The sequence below is a fragment of the Mesorhizobium sp. Mes31 genome (genome assembly GCF_024519675.1).
Classification (GTDB): Bacteria; Pseudomonadota; Alphaproteobacteria; order Rhizobiales; family Rhizobiaceae; genus Mesorhizobium.
This window is the reverse complement of sequence record NZ_JALJRL010000002.1, coordinates 396,218-420,236: the sequence shown is the minus strand read 5'-3', so window position 1 is coordinate 420,236 and position 24,019 is coordinate 396,218. Positions and strand designations below refer to the sequence as shown.

General features: G+C 63.2%; 26 protein-coding genes. 7 read left to right on the top strand and 19 right to left on the bottom strand.

The window, feature by feature from the left end:
- The first annotated feature begins 5 nt into the window (after window positions 1-5).
- From NR193_RS04690 to NR193_RS04680, 3 genes are read left to right on the top strand one after another with little or no spacing between them, the layout of a single operon-like run.
- Window positions 6-275 (top strand): type II toxin-antitoxin system ParD family antitoxin, encoded by a 270-nt coding sequence (locus NR193_RS04690; protein ID WP_256749698.1) that lies wholly within the window; start codon window positions 6-8, stop codon window positions 273-275.
- Window positions 276-281: 6 nt separating this feature from the next.
- Complete coding sequence (locus NR193_RS04685; RefSeq protein WP_256749697.1) at window positions 282-575, top strand: type II toxin-antitoxin system RelE/ParE family toxin; 294 nt, start codon at window positions 282-284, stop codon at window positions 573-575.
- Window positions 576-578: 3 nt separating this feature from the next.
- The gene (locus tag NR193_RS04680) at window positions 579-1,100 is read left to right on the top strand and encodes a histidine phosphatase family protein (RefSeq protein WP_256749696.1); all 522 of its coding nucleotides are present in this window, start codon (window positions 579-581) and stop codon (window positions 1,098-1,100) included.
- A 44-nt stretch (window positions 1,101-1,144) separates the two neighbouring features.
- On the opposite strand, the gene NR193_RS04675 is transcribed toward NR193_RS04680, so the two are convergent.
- From NR193_RS04675 to NR193_RS04665, 3 genes are all read right to left on the bottom strand, one after another.
- Window positions 1,145-1,378: a DUF680 domain-containing protein gene (locus tag NR193_RS04675; RefSeq protein WP_256749695.1), complete on the bottom strand. Its 234-nt coding sequence runs from the start codon at window positions 1,376-1,378 to the stop codon at window positions 1,145-1,147.
- Between the two features lie 217 nt (window positions 1,379-1,595).
- Entirely contained in the window at window positions 1,596-1,823 is a 228-nt protein-coding gene (locus tag NR193_RS04670; RefSeq protein ID WP_256749694.1) for a DUF680 domain-containing protein, read from the bottom strand.
- Window positions 1,824-1,879: 56 nt separating this feature from the next.
- Window positions 1,880-2,086, bottom strand: a complete 207-nt coding sequence (locus NR193_RS04665) for a DUF680 domain-containing protein (protein ID WP_256749693.1) — start codon at window positions 2,084-2,086, stop codon at window positions 1,880-1,882.
- Between the two features lie 591 nt (window positions 2,087-2,677).
- On the opposite strand from NR193_RS04665, the gene NR193_RS04660 reads away from it, so the two are divergent.
- Together NR193_RS04660 and NR193_RS04655 are read left to right on the top strand one after the other, a co-directional pair.
- Window positions 2,678-3,346 (top strand): response regulator, encoded by a 669-nt coding sequence (locus NR193_RS04660; protein WP_256749692.1) that lies wholly within the window; start codon window positions 2,678-2,680, stop codon window positions 3,344-3,346.
- Window positions 3,336-4,694 (top strand): sensor histidine kinase, encoded by a 1,359-nt coding sequence (locus NR193_RS04655; RefSeq protein ID WP_256749691.1) that lies wholly within the window; start codon window positions 3,336-3,338, stop codon window positions 4,692-4,694. The genes NR193_RS04660 and NR193_RS04655 overlap by 11 nt, the downstream gene beginning before the upstream one ends.
- A gap of 12 nt (window positions 4,695-4,706) precedes the next feature.
- Here NR193_RS04655 and NR193_RS04650 read toward each other — a convergent pair whose 3' ends face one another.
- From NR193_RS04650 to NR193_RS04605, 10 genes are all read right to left on the bottom strand, one after another.
- The gene (locus NR193_RS04650) at window positions 4,707-5,585 is read right to left on the bottom strand and encodes an ABC transporter permease (protein WP_256749690.1); all 879 of its coding nucleotides are present in this window, start codon (window positions 5,583-5,585) and stop codon (window positions 4,707-4,709) included.
- Window positions 5,586-5,596: 11 nt separating this feature from the next.
- Window positions 5,597-6,406 carry an ABC transporter ATP-binding protein gene (locus NR193_RS04645; RefSeq protein ID WP_256749689.1) on the bottom strand — a complete coding sequence of 270 codons (810 nt, stop codon included), beginning with the start codon at window positions 6,404-6,406 and terminating at the stop codon, window positions 5,597-5,599.
- Between the two features lie 107 nt (window positions 6,407-6,513).
- Window positions 6,514-7,470 carry an ABC transporter substrate-binding protein gene (locus tag NR193_RS04640; RefSeq protein ID WP_375162684.1) on the bottom strand — a complete coding sequence of 319 codons (957 nt, stop codon included), beginning with the start codon at window positions 7,468-7,470 and terminating at the stop codon, window positions 6,514-6,516.
- A 193-nt stretch (window positions 7,471-7,663) separates the two neighbouring features.
- Entirely contained in the window at window positions 7,664-8,440 is a 777-nt protein-coding gene (gene dapB / locus NR193_RS04635) for a 4-hydroxy-tetrahydrodipicolinate reductase (protein ID WP_256749687.1), read from the bottom strand.
- 17 nt (window positions 8,441-8,457) lie between these two features.
- Complete coding sequence (locus tag NR193_RS04630) at window positions 8,458-10,551, bottom strand: ATP-dependent helicase (protein ID WP_256749686.1); 2,094 nt, start codon at window positions 10,549-10,551, stop codon at window positions 8,458-8,460.
- A gap of 81 nt (window positions 10,552-10,632) precedes the next feature.
- Window positions 10,633-10,806 (bottom strand): hypothetical protein, encoded by a 174-nt coding sequence (locus NR193_RS04625; RefSeq protein ID WP_256749685.1) that lies wholly within the window; start codon window positions 10,804-10,806, stop codon window positions 10,633-10,635.
- Between the two features lie 106 nt (window positions 10,807-10,912).
- Window positions 10,913-11,125: a hypothetical protein gene (locus NR193_RS04620; protein ID WP_091577256.1), complete on the bottom strand. Its 213-nt coding sequence runs from the start codon at window positions 11,123-11,125 to the stop codon at window positions 10,913-10,915.
- Window positions 11,126-11,433: 308 nt separating this feature from the next.
- Window positions 11,434-12,609, bottom strand: coding sequence for a M20 aminoacylase family protein (locus tag NR193_RS04615; protein WP_256749684.1), 1,176 nt, complete (start codon window positions 12,607-12,609; stop codon window positions 11,434-11,436).
- 18 nt (window positions 12,610-12,627) lie between these two features.
- Window positions 12,628-13,854 (bottom strand): Zn-dependent hydrolase, encoded by a 1,227-nt coding sequence (locus NR193_RS04610; RefSeq protein ID WP_256749683.1) that lies wholly within the window; start codon window positions 13,852-13,854, stop codon window positions 12,628-12,630.
- Window positions 13,851-15,059 (bottom strand): diaminopropionate ammonia-lyase, encoded by a 1,209-nt coding sequence (locus NR193_RS04605; protein WP_256749682.1) that lies wholly within the window; start codon window positions 15,057-15,059, stop codon window positions 13,851-13,853. Before NR193_RS04605 ends, NR193_RS04610 begins: the two co-directional genes overlap by 4 nt.
- A 97-nt stretch (window positions 15,060-15,156) precedes the next feature.
- Between NR193_RS04605 and NR193_RS04600 the strand changes: the two genes are divergently transcribed.
- Window positions 15,157-15,642, top strand: coding sequence for an Lrp/AsnC family transcriptional regulator (locus tag NR193_RS04600; RefSeq protein ID WP_375162682.1), 486 nt, complete (start codon window positions 15,157-15,159; stop codon window positions 15,640-15,642).
- 26 nt (window positions 15,643-15,668) lie between these two features.
- The gene (locus NR193_RS04595; protein WP_256749680.1) at window positions 15,669-16,856 is read left to right on the top strand and encodes an NAD(P)/FAD-dependent oxidoreductase; all 1,188 of its coding nucleotides are present in this window, start codon (window positions 15,669-15,671) and stop codon (window positions 16,854-16,856) included.
- A gap of 135 nt (window positions 16,857-16,991) precedes the next feature.
- Here NR193_RS04595 and NR193_RS04590 read toward each other — a convergent pair whose 3' ends face one another.
- From NR193_RS04590 to NR193_RS04565, 6 genes are all read right to left on the bottom strand, one after another.
- A complete protein-coding gene (locus tag NR193_RS04590) occupies window positions 16,992-19,100 on the bottom strand; it encodes a molybdopterin-dependent oxidoreductase (protein ID WP_256749679.1) in 2,109 nt (702 codons plus the stop codon).
- 242 nt (window positions 19,101-19,342) lie between these two features.
- The gene (locus tag NR193_RS04585; protein WP_256749678.1) at window positions 19,343-21,220 is read right to left on the bottom strand and encodes an ABC-F family ATP-binding cassette domain-containing protein; all 1,878 of its coding nucleotides are present in this window, start codon (window positions 21,218-21,220) and stop codon (window positions 19,343-19,345) included.
- Window positions 21,221-21,357: 137 nt separating this feature from the next.
- Window positions 21,358-21,801, bottom strand: coding sequence for a MucR family transcriptional regulator (locus NR193_RS04580; RefSeq protein ID WP_256749677.1), 444 nt, complete (start codon window positions 21,799-21,801; stop codon window positions 21,358-21,360).
- Window positions 21,802-21,962: 161 nt separating this feature from the next.
- Window positions 21,963-22,166, bottom strand: coding sequence for a hypothetical protein (locus tag NR193_RS04575; RefSeq protein WP_256749676.1), 204 nt, complete (start codon window positions 22,164-22,166; stop codon window positions 21,963-21,965).
- On the bottom strand, window positions 22,159-23,106 hold the full coding sequence (locus tag NR193_RS04570) for a DMT family transporter (protein WP_306279955.1): 948 nt from the start codon (window positions 23,104-23,106) through the stop codon (window positions 22,159-22,161). The genes NR193_RS04575 and NR193_RS04570 overlap by 8 nt, the downstream gene beginning before the upstream one ends.
- 45 nt (window positions 23,107-23,151) lie before the next feature.
- Window positions 23,152-23,985: a hypothetical protein gene (locus NR193_RS04565; protein WP_256749674.1), complete on the bottom strand. Its 834-nt coding sequence runs from the start codon at window positions 23,983-23,985 to the stop codon at window positions 23,152-23,154.
- Window positions 23,986-24,019: the final 34 nt, after the last annotated feature.

The window sequence follows — 24,019 nt, the reverse complement described above, 5'->3', positions numbered from 1 at the left end:
GGTCGATGTCAACAGTCGAGAAAGTTAGCGTAGCGCTTTCCCCGGACCTGCTTGATATGGTCAAGGGCGCCGTAGCTAGCGGGCAATACGGATCGGCGAGCGAAGTGATCCGCGAAGCCTTGCGAGAGTGGCGGCTGCGGCAGCCCTTGCGCGAAGCCGAAGCGGAACGGCTGCGCAAGGCTTGGTCGGAAGGGCTTGAAAGCGGTCCATCCGAACCTTTCGATATCGAGGCCATCAAGCAGAAAGCCCGTAGTCGGCTCGCCGGCGCAAAGTAGCAGCGGATGGCCGGCGTCCCTATTGTCCGCAGCCCGGCAGCCGAGAACGACCTGATCAACATCTGGTTTGCCATCGCCACGGACAACCCGCTTGCCGCCGACCGCTTTCTGAACGTTGTGTCGGAGCGCATTTTGCAACTCGCCGATTTCCCTGAATCCGGCCCGCGAAGACCGGACATCGCCGCCCAAGCGCGAGCGCTCACGATTGGCAATTACCTCGTGCTCTATCGTATTGCCCGAAAACATATCGAGATCGTTCGTGTCGTGCACGGCGCGCGCGACGTGTCGACATTGTTCTGATCCATGTCTGCCTCCTGGAAACAGCTACTCCTGCTTCGCCACGCCAAATCGAGTTGGGATGATCCCGACCTCGATGATTTCGACCGTCCCCTGGCCGAACGCGGATTGAAGGCAGCCCAGTTGATGGGCCGCGCGCTTGCCGCGCGCGACTGGCTGCCGGACCTGGCGCTGGTGTCGTCGGCGCTACGAGCCCGTGACAGCTGGCGGCTGGTGGCGGTGGAATTGCCCGCGCTTCCCCAGGTCGCATTCGCCAGGACACTCTATAATGCTTCAGCGGCGGATATTCTGAGCCAGATTCGTCAGGTCGACCCGTCGAGCGGCAGCTTGCTGGTGGTCGGCCACAATCCGGGTCTGGAAGATCTGGCGAAGCAGCTTGCCGGGCCAAGGTCGGAGACCAAGGCCCGCAAGAGGCTCGAGGAAAAGTTCCCGACGGGAGCCCTTGCGCGCTTCGTGTTCGAGGGTGACTGGTCCGGACTGTCCTCCGCCCGGCTGACGCATTGTCTGCGGCCGAAGGATCTGGGCTAGCATCCAGATGCGGCAGGCCAAGCCCGCCACATCCGCTCTAGACATCAGTTGCCCCAGATGCCCTGACCGGGTTCGGGCCAGCCGGTTGTGGTCTTCATCTTGGCGTCCGCAGCCTTGTGCTCAGCCATGGTCTTGACCGAACCCGTGACGGCATGATCGACGCCGGCAGCCGGGGCAACCGGCTGGTTGGCGTTGTTGGAGCCATAGTGGTCGCTGCCGGCGAAAGCGCTGCCCGTGGCAACGAGGATGGCGGCGGCGATGAGGGTAGTCCTGTTCATATTCAAGTCTCCTGGTTCTTCCGTTGGGCGGCGTCTTGGGAGGACGGTTCCGCTACGGACAAGACGCCGGACAGTCCGGTTTTATTCCCGGGCGTGGAGATGTTTTGTAGATAGGCGAATTTCGGGGTCGGTTGGCGACTGCGCATCAGCGTCAAGCGCAAAAAACAAGAGCGGTGGGCCGAGCCCACCGCTCTTTGTGGTCGAAGACTTTCAGAAATCAACGACCCCATATGCCCTGGCCAGACTGGGCCGGCACGTTGGCATTGGCGTCACCCTGCGCTTTTTCGGACTTCACGATCGAGCCGGTGTGCGTGGTGTCGATGTTGGAGACCGACTGGCTGGCAACCGGCTGGTTGACATTGTTGGATCCGTAGTTGTCGCTACCGGCGAAAGCGGTGCCCGTGGCAACAAGGATGGCGGCGGCGGTGAGTGCGATCTTGGTCATTTTATTTACTCCTGATTTGAATATTTGGTTGATTGCGACTGGGTCGGAAAAGGTGATCAGCGGTTGCCGAACAGGTTGCGGTCGCTGCCCTGCGTCACCGGCTTTTCGACGGTCGAGTTCGACTTCTGAATCGAAGCCGTGAACGAGTTGTCGACGGTAGCGGCGGGCTGGTTGGCGTTGGCCGAGCCATAATTGTCGCTGCCGGCAAAGGCAGTGCCCGTGGCAACGAGGATGGCAGCGGCGGTAAGAGCGATCTTGGTCATTTTAAGTACTCCAGTGTTCTTTTGTCCTGTCCGTCTAGTGGCGTGCCCTTGGGAGGAATTTCGCGTCGCTCGGACCACCCCGAAGTGGGTTTGTCGGTCGCCGACTTCCAATCACGAAGATGTTCCCTCGCGGCTCGAATCCGTCCCTTGAAATTTGGTCAAGGGCTTAAGCGGTCATAATTTTCTTCTTCAAAAACAGACGGTTATCGCAAAGCGCCCATCGGGTGGCGTAACCATTCACTGAGCCGGCGTTCACCATGTACTGGACGGTCCGTCAACAGAAAACGAACCGATCGGTTCGATTTGCGGCGACAGACCGGTACGGACGCTTTTTTCAGGGCATCGAACGGCATGAATTGCGCGGGCCCCAAATCCGCCGGGGACGATAAACCGGCTCATTTTTGAGCCCCGAACCCGTCGCGTCTGGAGACGGCGATTCACGGTGTCGGAAACGACGATGCCCGCATTTGCCTTGTGGCTGGATCGATATTATCGATTGTGCACGATCATCAATCGGACGCGACCTGGCTATGCCGGTCGAAGGGACGGACAGATTTCCGGGTGACTTGCATCCCAGGACGGCGATAGAAAATGCGGCTGCTGCTCGTCGAGGACAATCGCGAACTGGCGGATTGGTTGGGCAAGACCTTGCGCCAGGCGAACTATGTCGTCGACATAGTCCATGACGGCGAGGATGTCGAGCACGCGCTGGCCGCCGGCGACCATGCGCTTGTCATCCTCGACCTTGCGCTGCCGCGCATGAGCGGGCTCGAGGTGTTGCGCATGCTGCGGGCGCGCGGCAACCGTGTGCCGGTCATCGTGCTGACCGCGAATGCCAGCCTCGACGGCCGGGTCAAGGGCCTCAACGAGGGGGCCGACGACTATCTGGCGAAACCCTTCCAGATCGAGGAGCTCGAGGCGCGCATCCGGGCCCAGCTACGACGCGCCAACGACCGCACCGCGCCTGTCGTTTCGTGTGGCGATCTCGTCTTCCACACCAACACGCGGCTGTTTTCGCTCGCGGGCGAAACGCTGGCGCTGACGCCGCGCGAGCATGCCGTACTAGAGCAATTGATGGTCAAGGCCGGGCGCACGGTGAGCAAGGCGGCGCTGTCGGCGGCAATCTACGATTTCGAGACCGACGCCGACCCCAGCGCCATCGAGATCTATGTGCACCGTGTGCGCAAGAAACTGGAAGGCTCGCGGGTCCGCATCGTCACGTTGCGCGGCCTCGGCTATCTCCTGCGCCATGAGGATTAACAGCCTCCGCTTGCAGCTTCTGGCCTGGGTGGTATTGCCGCTCGTCGGGCTCGCCACCATCAATTTGTGGACCAGCCACCGCAACGCGCTGACAACCGCGGATCTCGTCACCGATCGCATGCTGATGGGCTCGGCACGCGCCATTGCCGAGCGTGCCGCCGTGACCGACGGCGTGCTCGACGCCACGATACCGCCGGCGGCGATCGAGATGTTCGATACCGGCGATCGCGACAGCGTCTACTACCATGTCAAGGCTGCCGGAGGGCGGCTGCTGACGGGCTATCCGGACCTGCCCGAAGCGCCCGAGCACGCCAGCGTCGGGGCCAGCTATCGCGAGCACCCGTTGCGGCTTCTGACCCTCAGCCATGCCGTGATCGGTGCCGGTGCCGATTCCCCCATAACAGTCACTGTGGGCGTTACGCTCGCCGGCCATGACGCGATGGTGAGACGGCTCTGGCTCAGCGCCTTCACCCAGCAGCTGGCGCTGGTGGCGATTGCCGGCTTGTTCGTTCTGCTGGGGCTGCATCGCGGCCTCGCGCCACTGATCCGGTTGCGCGACGCAGTGCGTTCGCCAAACCGCAGCGAGCTCGATCCGGTCGAAGTGCCGGGTGCTCAAAGCGAGATCCGCCCGCTGATCGATGCACTGAACGCCTATATGGAGCGCGTGCGGGCACAGATGGCGGCCCAGCGCCGCTTCATCGCCAATGCGGCGCACCAGTTGCGCACACCGCTGGCGTTGCTGTCGACACAGGCAAGCTATGCGTTGCGCGAAAGTGCGGCTGACGCGCGCCAGGAAGCCCTGGTGGCGCTACAGGCCAGTTCCGGCCGGCTGGCACGGTTGGCCGAACAGCTGCTGACCCTTTCCCGCGCAGAACCAGGCAGCAGGCGGCCACGCGCCGACCGCATCGACCTGACCGAGGCTGCCCGCCATGTGCTGGAAACGCAGGCGCCGACAGCGATCAGCCGCAATATCGATCTCGGCCTCGAGGAGGCCGGCCCCGTGCCGGTCATCGGCGACGGCACGATGCTGCGCGAGATGATCGTCAACCTCGTCGACAACGCGCTGCGCTATTCGGCAGCCGGCGGCACCGTCACAGTCAAGCTGGCGGCCGTTGACGGTGAAGCCGTGCTGACGGTCGCCGACGACGGGCCCGGCATTCCGATGGACGAGCGAGACCATGTTTTCGAGCGCTTTTACCGCATCGCCGGTTCGACCGAGGAAGGCAGCGGGCTTGGTCTCGCCATCGTACGCGAGGTCGTCGAAAATGCCGGCGGCCGCGTCACCCTCGGGGATGGCACGGCCGGCGGTCTGGTGGTTGAGGTAAGGCTGCCGCTGGCGGGCAGCTAGGGCTGTCGCCGCTCACTGCGTCTCATGCAGTGGCTGGGGACGCCATTTTGCCAGGCGATCCTCGACCATCGTCATCAGATATTCGGCACCGAGCGCCACCACCATGACGATGACGATCGCCGCGTACATGCCGGCAGCGTCAAAGGATCCCTTGGCGATGTTGATCAGCAGACCGATGCCGTAGCGCGAGCCAACGAACTCGCCGACGATCGCGCCGATGATGGCAAAGCCGAAGCTGACATGCAGGCTGGCGAAGATCCAGCTCATCGCCGAAGGCACAATCACCGAGCGGGTCAATTGCCAGTTGGACGCGCCCAGGATGCGGGCATTGGCTATCATTGCCCTGTCGGCCTCCCGCACGCCCTGAAAGGCGTTGTGGAAGACAACGAAGAAAACCATCACGAAGGCAAGCGCCACTTTCGAAGCGAGGCCAAGGCCGAGGATCATGATGAAGATCGGCGCCAGAACCACGCGCGGAATGGAATTGATCACCTTGATGTAGATCGAGAAAATGTCGGCAGCCATGCGGTTGCGGCCGAGCGCGACGCCGATGATGATACCGGCAACCGAGCCGGTCACGAAGCCGATGACCGACTCCTCCATGGTAACATAGAGATGATACCAGAGCGGCCCCTCGGACGTTCCTTCCGTGGTCCACTCATAGAGCCGCAACGCGATCGCGCTCGGCATTGCGTAGAAGAACGGATCGATCCAGGCGAGACGGGCGGCGACTTCCCACAGAACCAGAAAGGCGACGAGAATGGCGACCCGCCAGAACATTACGGTGCGGCGGCGATGCGTCACCGCTTTCGCGGCGGCCGCTTCGATTTCCGCATCGGAGGTGCCCGGCCTGAAAGTTCTTGCACTGATGTCCATGGTAGCGTCGGTCATGGGGTTGCTCCTCAGGCAGCGGCGCGCGCGTAGCTGGTCTCGACCTCTTCCTTGAGGTCGGCCCAGATCGTGCGCGAGTAATCGATGAAGCTCTGCTCGTAGCGGATATCGGCGACCACGCGCGGGCGCGGCAGGTCGATGGTGTAGACCGACTTTACCGTGGCCGGCCCGGCGGTCAGCACATAGACCTTGTCGGCCAGCGCAATCGCCTCTTCGAGATCGTGGGTGACGAAGACCACGGATGCCCTGGCTTCGGACCAGAGGCGCAACAGCTCCTCATGCATGAGAACGCGTGTCTGCACGTCGAGCGCGGAAAACGGTTCGTCCATGAGCAGGATCTCGGGACCGTTGATAAAGGTCTGGGCGAGCGCCACGCGCTTGCGCATGCCGCCAGAAAGCTGGTGTGGATAGTGCTGCTCGAACCGAGACAGGCCGACGCGTGCAAGCCAGTCGCGTGCCGAGGCCTGGGCTTGCGGCCTGGGCTTGCCGCGGAACAGCGGCCCGGCCATCACGTTCTCGATCACCGTGCGCCAGGGGAACAGGGCGTCGGTCTGGAATACGAAGCCGATGCGCGGGTCTATTCCCTTGACCGGGCCACCCATGACGCGAACCTCGCCGGCACTTGGGCTGGCCAATCCGGTGATCAGGTTGAGGGTGGTCGACTTTCCGCAACCGGTCGGGCCGACGACGGCGACGAATTCGCCGCGCTCGACCGTCATGGTGAAGTCGCGCAGCGCCGTCAGCGATTTGCCAGTGGGGGAAAGGAAACGGCGGCTGACATTGATCAGCTCGATCGCCGGAACAGTCTTTTCGATAGCCATGGTCAAGCAACTCCAAAATCGAGCGGCCGCCCGGTGGCCGGGCGACACCCAACGTGAAAAACGGACGGCGGCCGGCGCGATGCCTTCATCGCGCCAGCACGGGTCGGCTACTTGGCGTTTTTGACGAATTCCGTGGTGTAGGTCTTGGATAGGTCGATCTGCTTGCCTTGCAGGTCCTTCTTGAAGGCCGACAGCACTGTCAGCACCGTTTCCGGCCCGCCTTCGGGCATGACCCCATCGGCGGTGAACATCGCCTTGCCGGCGTCCAGCGCCTTTACATAACCTTCCTTGTCGCCGACATAGTAGTCTTTCGGCATCTTGTCGGCGATTTCCGCACCGCTATGGGTGTTGATGAACTTCAGTGTCTTGACGAAGGCATTCGCCAGTTTCTGCACCGTCTCCTTGTGCGCGTCGACCCAGTCCGTCTGCATGTAAAGGGAGGCAGCCGGGTAGGTGCCGCCGAGCGCGGCCTTGGTGCCTTCAATCGTGCGCATGTCGATAAGAACGGACGCTTCTCCGGTCTTCAGCAACCGCGTGATCGTCGGTTCGGTCGTCATGCCGGCCTGGATCTTATCCTGCTGAATGGCTGCGATGAAGGTATTGCCGGCGCCGACCGGAACCGAGGTGAATTCGCCGAGCTTCAGCCCGTTCTTGACGGCAAGATATTCCGTCAGGAAGTTCGTCGAGGAGCCGAGGCCGGTGACGCCAAGGCTCATGCCCTTGAAGTCGGCGGGCGACTTGATCTCTGGATGCTTGGTCGAAACAAGCTCGACTTCACCAGGCGCCTGGCTGAACTGGACGACGGATTCGACGAATTTACCTTTCGCCTGCAGGTCGATGCTGTGGTCATAGAAACCGACCACCCCTTGCACGGCTCCGGCAAGCATCTCATTCTCCGCATCGACGCCGGCCGGCTCGTTCAGCAGCTCGACGTCGAGACCTTCGTCCTTGAAGTAGCCGAGCGCTTCCGCCAGCTTGGCGGGCAGGTAGATCTGCTTTTCGTAGCCACCCACCATGATGGAGATCTTTTCGTCGGCGCGTGCGGACGGCGCGGACAAGACCATAGTGGCGACGAGTGCGGTTGTGGCGGCTGAATCGAGCAGAATTCGCGCGAGCGACATGGCCTCTTCCCTTTGTTCGTTTCCCGCGCCCCTCTCTCTCCCATCGCTTTCCGCGACAATATGGGGGCGCCCGTCAACATTTAGGTCACCAACCTTTCAGCCACCTTTCAAGGCAACCGGGAAAGTCACCGCAAACCTAGGCGTTCAATCCCAGCACGTCGCGCATGTCATATTCGCCGGGTACACGCCCCGCCACCCAGAGTGCGGCGGCGATGGCGCCGCGGGCGAACATGATGCGATCGCCGGCTGAGTGCGACAGGGTCACGGTCTCGCCCTCGGCACAGAAGCTGACGCCGTGCTCGCCGACAATGCTGCCGCCGCGTAGCACCGCGAAGCCGATTTCGCCTGCCGGCCGCGCGCCGGTGAGGCCGTCGCGGGCGCGCCTTGCGACGGTGTCCAGCTCGATACCGCGACCGCCGGCCGCGGCTTGCCCCAGCATCAGCGCCGTGCCCGACGGCGCATCGATCTTGTGGCGATGATGGGCCTCGACAATCTCGACATCCCAGTCGTCGCGGTCGAGGGCCCTCGCCGCCTGCTCGACCAGCCCAACCAGCATGTTGAGCCCGAGCGAAAAGCTGCCGGAGCGCACGATAGCGATGGTTTTCGCGGCATCGGCGATGGTGGCCAATTCAGCAGCATCGAAGCCGGTCGAGCCCATGACCAGTGCTGGCCCGCCGTGGTCAGCGCAAAACCTGGCCAGATCAGCCGATGCCGCCGGCGTGGTGAAATCGATCACCACGTCGGCCATGGCAAGCGCCTCGTCGCGGCTCACCAGCCCTTCGCCAGCGATGCCCGGCCGGTGGAAACGGGCGACGAGCGCCAGCCGCTGATCGGCCTGGACGGCAGCCACCATCTGGCGACCCATGCGGCCAAGCGCCCCCGCGATGGCGATCCTGATCGGCGGTTGGGACATGACGCTATCCCTTGCTACTATTTCCACATGCCGCGCATGCGCGCGCCAATGTCGACACGTACCTCCGGACGGGCCGCCCTGCCCTGTGTCGCTTGCGCGCTCGGCCACGACATCTGCTGGAACGCGGAGAGGATAGAGGCCGGGATGAAACGGGTGCGCGAGGCGTAGAGGTGGCGGTCGCCCCGCGCCGCCTGGCCGTGCGGGAAGAAACGCTGCGGCATGACCAGGCTGAGATTGTCCTTGGCCCTTGTCATCGCCACGTAGAGCAGCCGGCGCTCCTCGTCGATATCCTCCTTGGTGCCGACGCCGAGATCGGCCGGAATGCAGCCGTCGACCGTGTTGAGCACGAAGACATTCTTCCACTCCTGGCCCTTGGCCGAGTGGATGGTCGACAGGATCAGGTAGTCCTCGTCGCGATGCGGCGGTCCGGCCTGATCGCTGGTGGCGTCCGGCGGGTCGAGCGTCAGTTCGGTGAGAAACCGTTCGCGCGAGGCATAACCCGAACCGATCTGCTCAAGCTGCAAAAGGTCCGCGCGCCTGGTCGTCGCGTCCTCGTGGATGCGTTCCAGATGCGGCTCGTACCACAGCCTTACCTGTTCGAGGTCGGCGGGCCATTTGGCGCCGGCTCGCAGACCGGAATAAAGCGCGACAAAACCCGGCCAGTCGTCCGCCGCGCGCTGCGGCGGGCGCCAGCCGGCAAGGCCCATCGCCTCGTCCAGCGCCGACGTCATCGTCTCGACGATCTGCGCGGCAGCCGAAGGGCCGATGCCCGGCATCAGCTGCAGCACACGGAATCCGGCGACCCGATCGCGCGGGTTTTCGGCAAAGCGCAGCACCGCCAGCACATCCTTGACATGAGCGGCATCGAGGAACTTCAGGCCGCCGAACTTGACGAAGGGAATGTTGCGCCGCGTCAGTTCGATCTCCAGCGGGCCGCTGTGGTGCGAAGCGCGAAACAGCACCGCCTGCGATTTCAGCGCCGTGCCGGCCTCGCGCTCGGCCAGGATGGCATCGCAGACGAAGTTCGCCTGCTCGACCTCGTCGCGCACGGTCACCAGTCTTGGCTTGTCGGATGATTTGCGCTCCGACCACAGGTTCTTCGTGAAGCGCTCCGAAGCCTCGCCGATCACCGCATTGGCGGCGGCGAGGATGGTTTCGGTCGAGCGATAATTGCGTTCCAGCATCACCACATCGGCGACCTGCGCGAACTGTTTCGGGAAATCGAGGATGTTGCGCACCTCGGCGGCACGGAACGAATAGATCGACTGCGCATCGTCGCCGACCACCGTCAGCCCGGCGCCGTCGGGTTTCAGCGCCATGAGGATCGACGCCTGCAGCCGGTTGGTGTCCTGGTATTCATCGACCAGCACATGGTCGAAACGCCCTCCCAGATGCGCCGCTATTTCAGGCTCTGCCGCCATCTGGGCCCAGTAGAGCAGCAAATCGTCGTAATCGAGCACATTCTGCGCTTGCTTGGCCTCGACATACCCTGCGAACAGCTGCTTCAGCTGCTCGGCCCAGCCGGCGCACCAGGGGAAGGCAGACCCCAATATCTCGTCCAGCGGCGCCTGCGCATTGACGGCGCGCGAATAGATGGCAAGGCAGGTGCCCTTGGTCGGAAAGCGCGCTTCCGTCTTCGAAAATCCCAGCTCGTGCCGCACCAGGTTCATCAGGTCGGCGGAATCCTCGCGGTCATGGATGGTGAAGGCCGGGTCAAGGCCGATCTCCAGCGCATAGTCGCGCAGCAGCCGCGCACCGATGCCGTGAAAAGTGCCGGCCCAGGTCAGCGCATCCGTGATCACCGCGGCGTCGCGGCCGAGCACCTCACCGGCGATACGCTCGACGCGCCTGGCCATTTCGGATGCGGCGCGGCGCGAAAAGGTCATCAGCAGGATGCGGCGCGGGTCTGCCCCCCTGACGATCAGATGGGCGACGCGGTGCGCCAGCGTATTGGTCTTGCCCGAACCGGCCCCGGCGATGACCAGCAGCGGTCCGCCGATCTTGCCGTCGCCGTGCTCGACGGCCTGGCGCTGGGCATCGTTCAGCCGGGCAAGATAGGCCGGCCGAACGGTCGGCTCCCGAAAGGACGAATCAGGTGTGGCGAGGTTCATCGCCCATCAAGCATCGTTTCTGCTTTGTTCGCAACGTCGATGCGAGGATGCACTCAGACCCAGGGCTGACAGATCGCGCCCCTAGCGTTGGGGATCGAGCCCCATCGCCGCCGACTGCCGGCGCAAAGCTTCACGATCATATTGCGATGGCGGAAGCAGCAGCGGGTCGATTGTATCGGGCACGTCGTCGATCATCTGCCGGGTGATGCGGTACGTGACATAGGCCAGAGCGCCGGCGATAAGCAGACGGAACATGGTTGCATACTCCATTGGAACAGGACCAACCCGAGGGGACGGCATTTGGTTCCCTCGCCGAGTATCCAGACTGCGTGATGATGGTCGAGAGCCGTAATGACCGCCGCTAATGCTCAGCCCGCTCCGGTATCTGGGCGATGCATTCCTCGAGACGCTCCAGGCGGAACTTTGCATTGCGAAGTTCGTGTCCGGCTTCAAACCGCCGATGACGTCCCTGAGGTGTGGCCGCCATCAGGTCGCGCTCCAGTTCGGCAATGCGCGCACGCACCTGCCGGGCCTCGTCCTGGCGCAACGCCTTGATCCATCCACGCCCACGCATCGGTCTTCCCGCCAGAACCCCCAGAAGGCATGCCCCGAGTCATGCCAGAGAAATCCTAATTTCCCGCAAGCCCAAAAACTCTAAATTTAACTTTCGCTAATTTAGCGTCAGCAAGGAAGCCCCTTCGGGAAGAAGGCCGGCGCCGCTTGGGAGGTGAAGGCGCCGGCCGAGCGGATATCAGGTCCGCCGCGCTGCGAAGGATAGCTGAGTCTTGCCCCTACGTCATGGCAGTTGTGATTGTCCATCGCCACGATCGGCTGGTTGGCCTTCTGAATCAGGTTGGGCCAACGACGAGCGCGGCCTGGCGATCAGACAGCGATCACTCCGGCTTCGAGTCTTTGCCTGGCCACCGCGACATGGAAGTTCGTGCCGAACAACAGCCCGTCATCGTTGAAATCGTAGCTGGAATTGTGCAGCGGCGCCGAGGCTTCGCCATTGCCAAGGAAGACGAAGCAGCCAGGCACATGGTCGAGGAAACGGGCGAAATCCTCAGAGCCGGTCATCGGCTCGCGGGCGACGGCGATGTTGCCGGGCTCGAAGACGCTTTTTGCTGCAGCAAAGGCCTGCTCCACCAGTTCGGGATCGTTGCGCAACGGCACGAATTCGCGGCTGTAGTTGACCTCGGCGGTGACATTGTATGCGGCGGCGGTGCCCTCGGCGATGATGCGCATCTGCCGCTCGATCTCGGCGCTGACCTCGGGGCGGAAGCTGCGCGCGTCGCCAAGGATGCGGGCAAGACCGGGCAGCGCGTTGCGGGTGCCGTCGGTGGTCAGTTCAGTCACCGAAACCACTGATATGTCGGCCGGGCTCAGCCGACGCGAGACGATGGTTTGCAGATTGGTGACCAGTGCGCATGCGGCAACCAGCGTTTCATTCCCCGCATGCGGCCGCGCCGCATGGCCGCCAAGCCCCTTCAGCACGATCTCGAAATTGTCCTCGGCCGACATGATGGGGCCGGTTCGCGTCTCGAAATGCCCGACGGGCAGTCCGGGCATGTTGTGCAGGCCAAAGATCTCGTCGAAGGGAAAGCGCTGCATCAGCCCATCGTCGAGCATGGCCAGTGCGCCCCTGCCCCATTCCTCGGCCGGCTGGAAGATGAAACGCACTGTGCCGTCGAAACCGCCTTCGCTGGCCAAGAGTTTCGCCGCACCGAGCAACATGGTGGTGTGGCCGTCATGGCCGCAGGCATGCATGATGCCAGGGTTCTGCGAGCGGTAAGCGGCCGCCGACTGCTCGGTAATGCGCAGCGCATCCATGTCGGCCCTGAGCGCAATCGCCCGGTTTCCGGTGCCGCGCTTCAGCGTGCCAACGACACCGGTACCGCCTACCCCCTCGGCGACGTCATCGAGGCCGAATTCACGCAGCTTTGCCGCGACGAAGGCTGCGGTGCGCCTTTCCTCGAAGCCGAATTCGGGATGCGCGTGCAGGTCACGCCGCCAGAGGACCATCTCTTGCTTCAGCGCATCATGATCGAACTCAGACATTCTTCTCCCCCTCCTGACCTAGCTTGCAAGTTGGGTGACGACATCAAGCAGGATGTTGGCGCCGGCGACAAGCTCGGCATCTTCGGTATGCTCGCGCGGATTGTGGCTGATGCCGCCGGCGCTCGGCACGAAGATCATCGCTGCCGGCGCGATCCGCGCCATCATCTGCGCATCATGGCCGGCACCGGACGTCATGCGCCTGGCGCCAAGACCGCGGTTTTTCGCGGCGGCCTCGATCCGTTCGACGATCCGGATATCGAACAGCACCGGCTCGAAGCGGGCCAGCCGTTCGACCGAAACGGTCACATTCTCGGCGGCGGCAAGCTGCTCGAGATAACTGGCCAGCGCCGCCTCCTCCGCCCGCAGGCGCTGTTCGTCGGGATCGCGCAGGTCGACGGTGAAGACGGCGCGCGAGGGAATGACGTTGATGGCATTCGGTTCGAAACGGATAGAACCCACGGTGGCCACGGTCGGGGCGTTCGAGCCCTTGGCCCGGTCGCGCAGGAAGGTGATGACCCTGGCCGCGGCATGGCCGGCGTCGCTGCGCATCGACATCGGCGTGGTGCCGGCATGGTTGGCGACGCCGTCGATGGTGACACGTTGCCAGGAAATGCCTTGCAGATTTTCCACGGCGCCGATCGGCACGCCCTCACGCTCCAGCACCGGCCCCTGCTCGATATGCAATTCGAGATAGGCGTGCGGCTTGAGAAAGCCGGGCTCTTCGTCACCGGCATAGCCAATGCGGGCAAGCTCCTGTCCGAGCACGCTGCCATCGGTGCCGACAGCCGCCAGCACGGTATCGACGCCGATGCCACCGGCATGGACCAGCGAGCCCATCATGTCGGGGGTGTAGCGCACGCCCTCTTCGTTGGTGAAGGCAGCGACCGCGATCGGGCGTGCCGGCGACAAGCCGGATGCCTTCAGCGTCTCGATCACTTCCAACCCGGCAAGCACGCCGTAGCAGCCGTCATAGATGCCGGCATCTATGACGGTGTCGATGTGCGAGCCGATGAGCAACGGCGCCCGCCCGGCATTTTCCGCGCTTTGCCAGATGCCGAAGATGTTGCCGACCCTGTCGATAGCGACATCGAGTCCGGCCTGCCGCAGCCAGCCGACGAACAGGTCGCGGCCCTGCTTGTCGGTGTCGGAAGCGGCCAGCCTGGTTAGTCTGTTTTCATCATCACGGCCGACGGCGCCGAGTCCACGGATACGGCCAAGCAGGCGTGGCGCGTCGACCGCGATCACGACAGCGCTCCGGCAAGCAGTTTGCCGGCCAGCACATCGGCCGGGCTGATGCCAACCAGCTCGGCATAGCGATGCGGATCGGTGGCGCCTTCGGTGTTGATCACCAGCACCCGGGATCGGCTGTCGAGCCCAAGTGCGACCTTGTTGTCGGCCACTGCCCGGATAAGCCCGGCAAGACCGACGCCGCCGCTTTCGCCGGCGACGATCACCGGATCACCGCCCCTCGGCTGTGCCAGCCGCCGCATCGCCGCGATGGCGTCGTCCTCGTCCACGGTCATGAAGGCGTCGGCGGCGCGCGCCAGCACGCGCCAGGCAACCGGCGAGGCCTCGTAGCATTCGAGCATCGCCATCACTGTCGGCTGGTCGTGCGCGACCTTGACTGGGTGCCCAGCCATTGCGGCTGCGACGATGCACGCGGCACGCGCGGGCTCGACCACGATGAAGGTCGGCCTGGCATCGCCGAACAGGATGGCCAGATGGCCGGCCACCGCGGCGGCTATGCCACCAACGCCGGCCTGCACGAAGACGTGGGTCGGCGGTTCGGCGAGCTGGCGCAACGCTTCGCGCACGATCGTCGTATAGCCCTGCATCACCAGGCCGGGAATGCGTTCATAACCCGGCCACGAGGTGTCGGAGACCACGGTCCAGCCTTTCTCGGCCGCGACGCGCGCGGCTTGCCTGACCGAATCATCATAGTTGCCGTCGACGCGGATCATCTCGGCGCCGTAGCGGGCGATCGCCGCTATACGTTCATCGCTGACGCCGGCGTGGACGAAGATCGCCGCCCTGGCACCGACGAGTTGCGCGCCTTGCGCGACCGAGCGGCCGTGATTGCCGTCGGTGGCGCAGGCCACCGTCATCGTCGCGGCGACGGCCCGAACATCGGGACGATCGAGATCGGCCACATCTACGGGCCGGTCAAGCGACCGGCTGGCCTCTTCCAATACCAGCCGGAAGACGGCATAGGCGCCGCCCAGTGCCTTGAAGCTGCCGAGGCCGAGGCGAAGGCCCTCGTCCTTGACATGCAATGCACCGAGGCCGAGTTCAGCGGCCAGCGCTGGCAGCGCATGCAGCGGCGTTATCAGGTGATTGTCGCGATGAGCGAGAAAACACTCGACCGTGTCGGCGCCGGCAATGCCCAGAGTTTCGGCATCGGCCGGATCGAGCGGCTGGCGGTGCAGTGCGTTGTGATTGAGCAGGAACACTGGTTGCCTCCTTGGCGTCTGGCGAGAACATATTGCAGAACCGGCGCAAAGAGCGCTGTAATACGGCCCTCGAAATGCAAGTTTGTTTCGTCAGGATATGTCCTTGCCAGCATCGCCGCTCTCGCTCGACAGCTTCGATCTTGCCATCCTTGCCATCCTGCAACGGGACAACACGACGCCGCAGCGGCTGATTGGCGAAGCGGTGAACCTGTCGGCGCCGGCTGTGCAGCGCCGCATCAAGCGCATGGAACAGAGTGGCGTCATTGCCGGCAACGTCGCCGTGGTCGAGCCGGCGGCGGTCGGCCAGCCCATCACCATCTTCGTCGAGGTGGAGCTGGAAAGCGAGCGCACCAAATTGATCGACGCGGCCAAGCGGCAATTCTCGGAAGCGCCTGAAGTGCAGCAATGCTACTACGTCACCGGCGAAGCCGACTTCATCCTCGTCCTCACCGTGGCCGACATGGGCGCCTATGAGGCGCTGACGCGAAAACTGTTCTTCGACAGCAACAATGTCCGGAAATTCCGCACCTTCGTGGCCATGGACCGCGTCAAGGTCGGGCTGACGGTGCCGTTGCCGGATTGAGCCTTGCCGGCAAGGCAGGTCCTGCCATGCTTTTGACATTCTCCGGACGCGAATTGAGCTGGGAGGCGCGCTTGGACGACACCACACCCGTTGCGATCATCGGTGCCGGGCCGGCTGGCCTGGCCGTTGCCGCATGCCTGCGACAGGCCGGCCTCGACTTCATCCTTCTTGAAAAAGAGCGGCAGGCCGCGCCCGCCTGGCGGCGCCACTATGAGCGTGTCCATCTGCATACGACCAAGCGCTATTCGTCCCTGCCCTTCGTGCCCTTCCCGAAGCACTATCCACGCTATGTGCCGCGCGATCTCTTCGTCGAATATCTCGATGCCTATGCGCAACGCTTCGACCTGCGGCCCCGATTTGGAGAGACGGTGCAAGCGGTCACCCGGGAGGGTCGCGGCTGGCGCGTGGACGCGACATCCGGCCCGTTGCGCGCCAAACATGTGGTGATCGCGTCAGGCTACAATGCCGAGCCCTTGCGGCCCGGATTTGCAGGTATCGACACCTTCATGGGCAAGACATTGCACAGCGCCGACTATCGCAATGCCAGGCCTTTCGCCGGCCAGTCGGTGCTGGTCATCGGCATGGGCAACACCGGCGCGGAGATTGCACTCGATCTGGCGGAAAACAGCGCAAAGCCGACGATTTCCGTGCGCGGCGGCGTTCATATCGTGCCGCGCGAACTGTTCGGCGTGCCCATCCAGATGGTCGGCATGGCGGCGAGCCTGGGGCCGCAACGCTTCAATGACGTACTCTTTCCCATCATCCTCGACCTGGTGCTGGGCAGGCTGGAAAAATATGGGCTCAAACGGCCGGGACAGGGACTGCTGGAACAAATTGCGATTGCGTCGCGCATTCCGGTGATCGACGTGGGCACCATCGGCAAGATCCGCGACGGCGCGATCAAGGTTGCCCCCCATATCACCGAGATATCGGAACGCGGTGCCCGTTTTGCCAACGGCAAACACAGCGAATTCGACGCGATCATCTTCGCGACCGGTTTCCGGCCGGGCTATGCCAAATTTCTCGAGCCCGGCATCCAGCCGGACCGCAGCGGCGTTACCGCACAAGCTTCGGATCTCGGCCTCTACCTCATCGGTTTCCACAATGCAGTCACCGGATTGCTGCGCGAAATCGGGATCGAAGCCCAGGCGATCGCCGACGACATCCGTTACCGGCAGAACAGAAAGAAGGCGGCCGAAACCCTGCCTGTTTAGAGCATGATCCCGAAAAGTGGAATCCGGTTTTCGGGAAAGATCATGCTCAAACAGAGAGATAGAGCCCCATCCCGATTCCATCGGGATGGAACAGGCTCTAGTCTGCTTCCGGGCGACTGATGTTCTTCATCCTGTTCAATTTATCGCGCGCAGCCAGACCTTGTTGTCATGGAAAGCAGCGCCACCATAGGGCGCGGGCGCATCGGCGCCAGTCAGCACGTTGATGCCCTCACCGCGCTCATGGGCGCTGTTCGGCCAGATGCCTTCGGCGATCACGACGCCACGCTTGATGCCATCGAACAGCTTTGCGTGCAGCACCACCTCGCCACGCTCATTGCCGACCTCAACGCGATCGCCGTCGGCGAGCCCCAGGGCAGTGGCATCTTCGGGATGCAGAAGGAGCTCCGGGCGACCTTCCTTGGCCTTCGACACGGGTGTTTCAGAAAAGGTCGAATTGAGGAAGTTGCGTGCCGGCGAGGTCGTCAGCCGGAACGGATGCGCCTCGTCCGCCACTTCGATCAGATCGACATGATCGGGAAACTCCGGCAGGCGCTCCACCGGACCGAACAGCCCCATGCTCTTCGGTGGCCGGTTCGGTGCGGCCTGCCCGATCCAGTCGGCGCGGAAGCGGAACTTGCCGTCGGCATGACCAAAGCCCTTGATGAAGTGCGCGGTGTCGAAATCCGGCTGCAGGTCGACCCACTTGTCTTCCTTCAAGCTGTCGAAGCTGCCCAGCCCGCGCTTGCCCAGGATGATGTCGATATGCTGCTGTTCGGTCAGGCCGAAGCCCGGGCGGTCCGCGACGCCAAGGCGCCCGGCCAATTCCTCGATGACGAAATGGTTGGTGCGAGGCCCCTTCGGCGGCTCGATCAGCTTGGGGCCGAGCGTGATGTGCTGGTTGCCGCCGCCCTTGTAGACGTCGTCATGCTCAAGGAACATCGTCGCCGGCAGCACGACATCGGCGAGTTTTGCCGTGTCGGTCATGAACTGCTCGTGCACGCAGGTGAACAGGTCGTCGCGCAGGAAACCCTGCTTCACCAGCCGCTGTTCCGGCGCGACATTGGCCGGATTGGTGTTCTGGATCAGCATGGCCGTCACCGGCGGGCCGCCATAGAGCGCGTCAGTGGCGCCGGTCAGCACCGGGCCAATGCGCGAGTGGTCGAGATAGCGGATCGAGGGATCGCGCATCTTCGTGCCTTCCAGCACATCCTGGTTGAGCTTGAAGATGCCGGAATTCGAGTGGAAGGCGCCGCCGCCCTCATACTGCCAGCAGCCGGTGACGGCGGCGATGGAGGCCGCCGCGTGCATGTTGACCGAGCCGTTGCGCTGACGCGCAAAACCATAACCGAGGCGGAAATAGGTTTTCTTCGTCGTGCCGACGAGGCGGGCGAAGGCCTCGATCTCGGCGACTGTCAAACCGGTGATATCAGCCGCCCATTCGGGGGTTCGGGTCTGAAGATGCGCTTCGAGCCCCTTCGGGTCGTCGGTGTATTTTTCCAGATAGGCGCGGTCGGCTAGGCCATCCCTGAACAGCACATGCATGACCGCACAGGCCAGCGCACCATCGGTACCGGGCCTGAGCACCAGGCCGAGATCGGCCTGCTTCATCGTCGCATTCTCGTAGACGTCGATGACGACGATCCTGGCGCCGCGCTCCTTGCGCGCCTTGATGGCGTGAGTCATCACATTGACCTGCGTGACCACGGCATTGGTGCCCCAGATCACCACGCAGTCGGACTTCGCCATCTCGCGCGGGTCCGGCCCGCGCAAGGCGCCCGCCCCCATCATCCAGCCGGTCCAGGCCAGATTGGTGCAGATCGAGCCGAAGAAGCCGGAATATTTCTTGGCATGGCGCAGCCGATCAATGCCGTCGCGCTGCACCAGCCCCATCGTGCCGGCATAGTAGTAGGGCCACACCGTCTCCGAGCCGTATTTTTCCTCGGCCGCCATGAATTTTTCGGCGACGAGGTCGAGCGCGGCGTCCCAGCTCGCTTCCTTCCAGACGCCGTCGCCCTTGGCGCCGGCCCGCACCAGCGGCTTCAGCAAACGGTCGGGATGATGGACGCGATCGGCATAGCGGGCGACCTTGGCGCAGATGACGCCGGCCGTGTAGCTGTTGGCCTTGGCGCCGTGGACGCGGCCGATGCGGTTGCCATCGAGCAGTTCGACCTCCAGCGCGCAGGTCGACGGGCAATCATGCGGGCAGGCCGAATGGCCGATCCTGAGCTTGGCGTGCTGGTTCATGGCACTTGTCTAACGGCTTTCGGGCGTGACGTGTAGGGCCAGTTACACGCCATCAATTCGCTTGAAGAGTGCATTGTAGGCACCGCATCTTGGGCAATGCATATGGCGCTCGACATGCGAGGCCCCTGCGCCGGCGTCGACGATAACCAGATTGCCTTCTCCGCATTCAGGGCATTTTATGACAGCCCCGGGATTGATCGCCAAAACCTTCGCAGCCCCAAGCCAGGATTCCTTCGACACACTCACTCCGCCGTACCTTCTTCATACTCGGCCGACATGGTCAGCCATTTTTCCTCGTGGCCGGCCAGCGTCTGGGCGAGTTGCGAGCGCTCCTTGGCCAGGCGCGTCGCGGTCGAGGGATCCTTTTCATAGATCGCTGGGTTGGCCAATTCGTCCTCGATGCCGTCAATGCGCTTGCGGATGCGGTCCATCAGCGCTTCGGTGGCGCGGATTTCCTTGGCCAGCGGCTCGAAGGCGGCACGGCGCTGGGCTGCATCGCGGCGGCGGTCGGCTTTTGATGCCTTGTCGGCCTCGCGCTTGCCGCGGCGGTCGCCTGACACGCCGGTGACCAGCGTCTTGTAGTCTTCCAGGTCGCCATCATAGGGATTGACCGCGCCGTCCTTGACCAGCCACAGCCGGTCGGCCGTCGCCTCCAGCAGATGGCGGTCGTGCGAGATCAGGATGACAGCGCCGGGGAACTCGTTCAGCGCGTGGATCAGCGATTCGCGGCTGTCGATGTCGAGATGGTTGGTCGGCTCGTCGAGGATGAACAGGTTCGGGCCTTCGAAGGCCGACAGGCCCATCAGCAGCCTAGCCTTCTCGCCGCCCGAAAGATCCTTTGCGGCGGTGTTCATCTTCTCGGTGGTGAGACCAAACTGGGCAACGCGGCCGCGCACCTTCGATTCCGGCGCCTCTGGCATCAGCCGGCGGACATGTTCGTAGGCGTTTTCGTCAGGTCGGAGATCGTCGAGCTGGTGCTGGGCGAAGATCGCCACTTTCAGCCCCGGCGCCACTGTCATGGTGCCGCTCTCCGGCTTGAGCCGGCCAGACAGCAATTTGGCGAAGGTCGACTTGCCGTTGCCGTTGGCGCCAAGCAGCGCGATGCGGTCATCGGCGTCGATGCGCAGCGTCATCTTCTTGAGGATCGGCTGCCCCTCGGTATAGCCGACACTGACGTTGTTCAGCGCGATGATCGGCGAAGCCACCGTCTTGACCGGCACCGGGAAGGAGAACGGCCGAACCGTGTCGTTGACGATGGCCGCGATCGGCTTCATCCTCTCCAGCGCCTTGATGCGCGACTGCGCCTGCCTGGCCTTGGAAGCCTTGGCACGGAAGCGCTCGACGAAGGATTCCATGTGCTTGCGAGCGGCTTCCTGCTTGACGCGGCCCTTCTCCTGCAACTCCTTCTGCTCGGTGTACTGGCGCTCGAACTGATCGTAGCCGCCGCGCCAGAAGGTCAGCTTCTTCTGGTCGAGATGAACGATCGAGTTGACGGCGCGGTTGAGCAGGTCGCGATCGTGCGAAATCAGCAGCACCGTGTGCGGATACTTCGACACATAGTTTTCCAGCCACAGCGTGCCTTCGAGATCGAGATAGTTGGTCGGCTCGTCGAGCAGCAGAAGGTCGGGCTCGGAAAACAGCACGGCGGCGAGCGCCACGCGCATGCGCCAGCCGCCGGAAAAGGACGAGGCCGGGCGGCGCTGCGCCGCGTCGTCGAAGCCGAGGCCGGCCAGGATGGTTGCCGCGCGTGACTCGGCGGAATGCGCGTCGATGTCCGCCAGACGCATGTGGATGTCGGCGATGCGGTGCGGATCGGTGGCTGTTTTTTCCTCTTCGAGGAGCGCCGTGCGTTCGAGGTCGGCCTTGAGCACGATCTCGATCAGCGGATCCTCGGTGCCCGGCGCTTCCTGCGCCACCTGCCCGATGCGCGTATTCTTGGGCAGACTGATCGACCCCGTCTCGGAGGGGAAATCGCCGGTAATGGCCTTGAACAGCGTCGTCTTGCCGGTGCCGTTGCGGCCGACAAGGCCGGCCTTGGTGCCGGCCGGCAAGGTCAGCGAGGCGTGGTCGAGAAGCAGGCGTCCGGCCATGCGGAGCGAAAGGTCTGAGATAACAAGCATGGCGGCGCTTTTGCACCGGACATCAACGCTTCGCAAGGCCTTGCGGGCCAGTTGGCCGCACAAGGCCTGAAAACGACGCCTGCAACAGCGTCGTCAGGGCAGCCGTTCAATGACTTGCCATACGGCCAAGGCCGCGCTCAGGCCGTGGTCTTGCGCTTTGCCTTGGTCGCGGCGGGCGGCGCGGCCGGCTTGCGGCCAAGTCCTGTCGATTTTGCCAGCGCCGACCGTGTTGCCGAGTAGCTTGGAGCAACCATCGGATAGTCCGGCGGCAGCCCCCATTTGGCCCGATAATCGTCCGGGCTCAGGCCATAGTCGGTCCTGAGATGCCGCTTGAGCGACTTGAACTTCTTTCCATCCTCAAGGCAGACGATGTAGTCGGGAAACACCGACTTCTTCGGGTTCACGGCCGGGACCAGGCTTGGGCTTTCCGTGACAGCCGCACCGGCCAGCTTCCGAACCGAGGCGCTGACGCTGGCAATCAATTCTGGCAAGCCGGAAGCCGGAAGCGGATTGTTGCCTACATAGGCCGAGACAATATCGGCCGTCAGCTCGATAACGGTCTTATCATCGATATTTGACAAATCTTTCACCCTATTTGCGACAAAGTCATCCACCCCTGCGAAGACTTATGCCGATGTATGTCTCTAACCGCGTCCCCCAACGGACCGCCAAGTCTCAACAAGGAATCAAGACTCGCAGAAGATGTTTTCATCGAAAATCGACGTCGCGCAAATTAGAAAATCTAATACTTCGCAGAAGCAGACTTGGCGGTTGGGCTGTCGGTCAATATCTCAAGAATACGCTTCCAGCGGGCGCAACGCCCGAAATCCTTTTGCTCTATCGCCTTTTCCGCCTTCATCGCGGCGTAAAGCGGCGCCTCGGCACCAAACTCCTTGATCAGCCAATGCGCTTCCTGCCTGGCGAGACGTTCATTTTCGTCAAACATGGTTTTCGGCCTCCGAACGTTCCATGCCGACCGCGACACAACTGCCGATGACGAGGACGGCTCCGACAATGGCGGTCATCGTCATTCGCTCGCCGGACAGGGTCAGCAGCAGCGTCGAAGCGATCGGCGTGAGATAGGCGACGACCGCGACCTTGCCGCTGCCTTCGAGCTTCAAGGCGCGCGACCAGAAATAGTAGCCCAACCCCATCGGACCGGCGCCCAGATAGAGCCCGAGAGCCAGGTCCGCGCCGGAGGGCCAGGCGACGCCGTCGCGAGCGCTCCACAGAAACGTCAAGGCGACACCGAACAGCGACGACGGCAGCAGCAAGCGATCCGGCGAAGCGGCAACCCGTCCCACCATGACCGAATAGAAAGCCATGCACAGCGCAGACCCGAATGCCGCGAGATAGCCGACCAGATCGCCCTGGAGCCAGGACTGGTCGCGCCCTCCCGAAATCACCAGTGCAACGCCGACGAACCCCAGGACCGCGGCAAGGCCCAACAACACCGGTCGCCGCGGATTTTCGAGCGCGATCACGGCCGCCGCGACCATCAACGGCCAGGTGTATGCCACCAGATTGGCCTCGATCACCGGCATCGAAGCGAAGGCCAGGTATTGCAGCACCATCGTGCCGACGAGGCCGATGATGCCGACGCCGACCGGCGCCAATCCCATCCAGGCGGCGGGCGCGCCCGGCGCGGCGTTTCTTTGCGGCGCGTCTTCCCGGTTCATCAACCAGATGACAGCGAAGACAAGCGCGGCTCCCGAAAACTGCAGGAATTGCACCTGCGATACCGGATGACTTGCCAGCAAGGATTTGCCGACCAACGCATTGGTCGACCACAAAGCCACCGCGCCGGCGGCGAAGACCAGCGCGGATATCGACCCTGATCCATGCCGAAAGAATCGGCTTGGGGCTCTATCTTCCTGTTTGACCATGATCTTGTCCGGAAACAGGTTCCCACTTTTCGGGATCATGGGCCGTTACCATGATTCCCTGGCTCCGCCCGGAATCGGCGCCTCGGGCGACACCGGAACGGGACGTTCCGCCTCGAACTGGCGATAGGCTGGCAGTTGGTTGGTCCACACATCCTCGGCGAGTTCGTTGACCCATTCGCGGTCGTGGTCGTTGTCGGCGGCAAGATAGAACATCCGGTTGTCGTCGACATAGGGCTTGGCCACGGAGCGCTGGTTGAGCACCAGCGTGACGCGCTCACCGAACCGGATCGGCGCCGTGCGATGCAGGACACCGAGAAACTGCCCGAGCGTGGCATAGTTCATCTTGTGGTCGATGCGCATGACACGGTTGCGCGGGATCTCGCGGCCGGATTCCAGGATGGCACGGCCTGTTTCCGAGTCGTCGCAGTAGATTTCGAGATGTCCGCCGACCAACGGATTGCTGATCGACAGCGGAATGAGCTCGGTGACGGGAACGCCGTCGCAATGCCATTCGACCGCGCCGTCCTTCGGGTTCATGAAGGTGACGGTCGAACCGACGATCGACAGCGGATAGGGCTCCAACTTGGTGCCCATCATGTCGGACAGCCGCTCCAGGCGCAGCTTGTCGTGCAGCAATTCCTTGATTTCAGGGATGAAACGGTCAGCACCAGTGATGAAGGTCAGATCGAGGTGCTTGTGCACGGCATGGCTGGCCTTGAGCTTCAAAGCGGCCTCCTCAATGGCGGCAAGCAGTGCCGGGTCATAGCCGTGAAGATACTGGGCGACGCCGAAGCTCGACACTTTCCAGGCGGTTTCGTGGCCGATGATGGCTTCGCGGCTCATCGCATAGCGCAGTTCGGGAATGGTATGGGCGTTCATTGTACTTCTCCAGGTGGGGGGCAAACACTTGGTA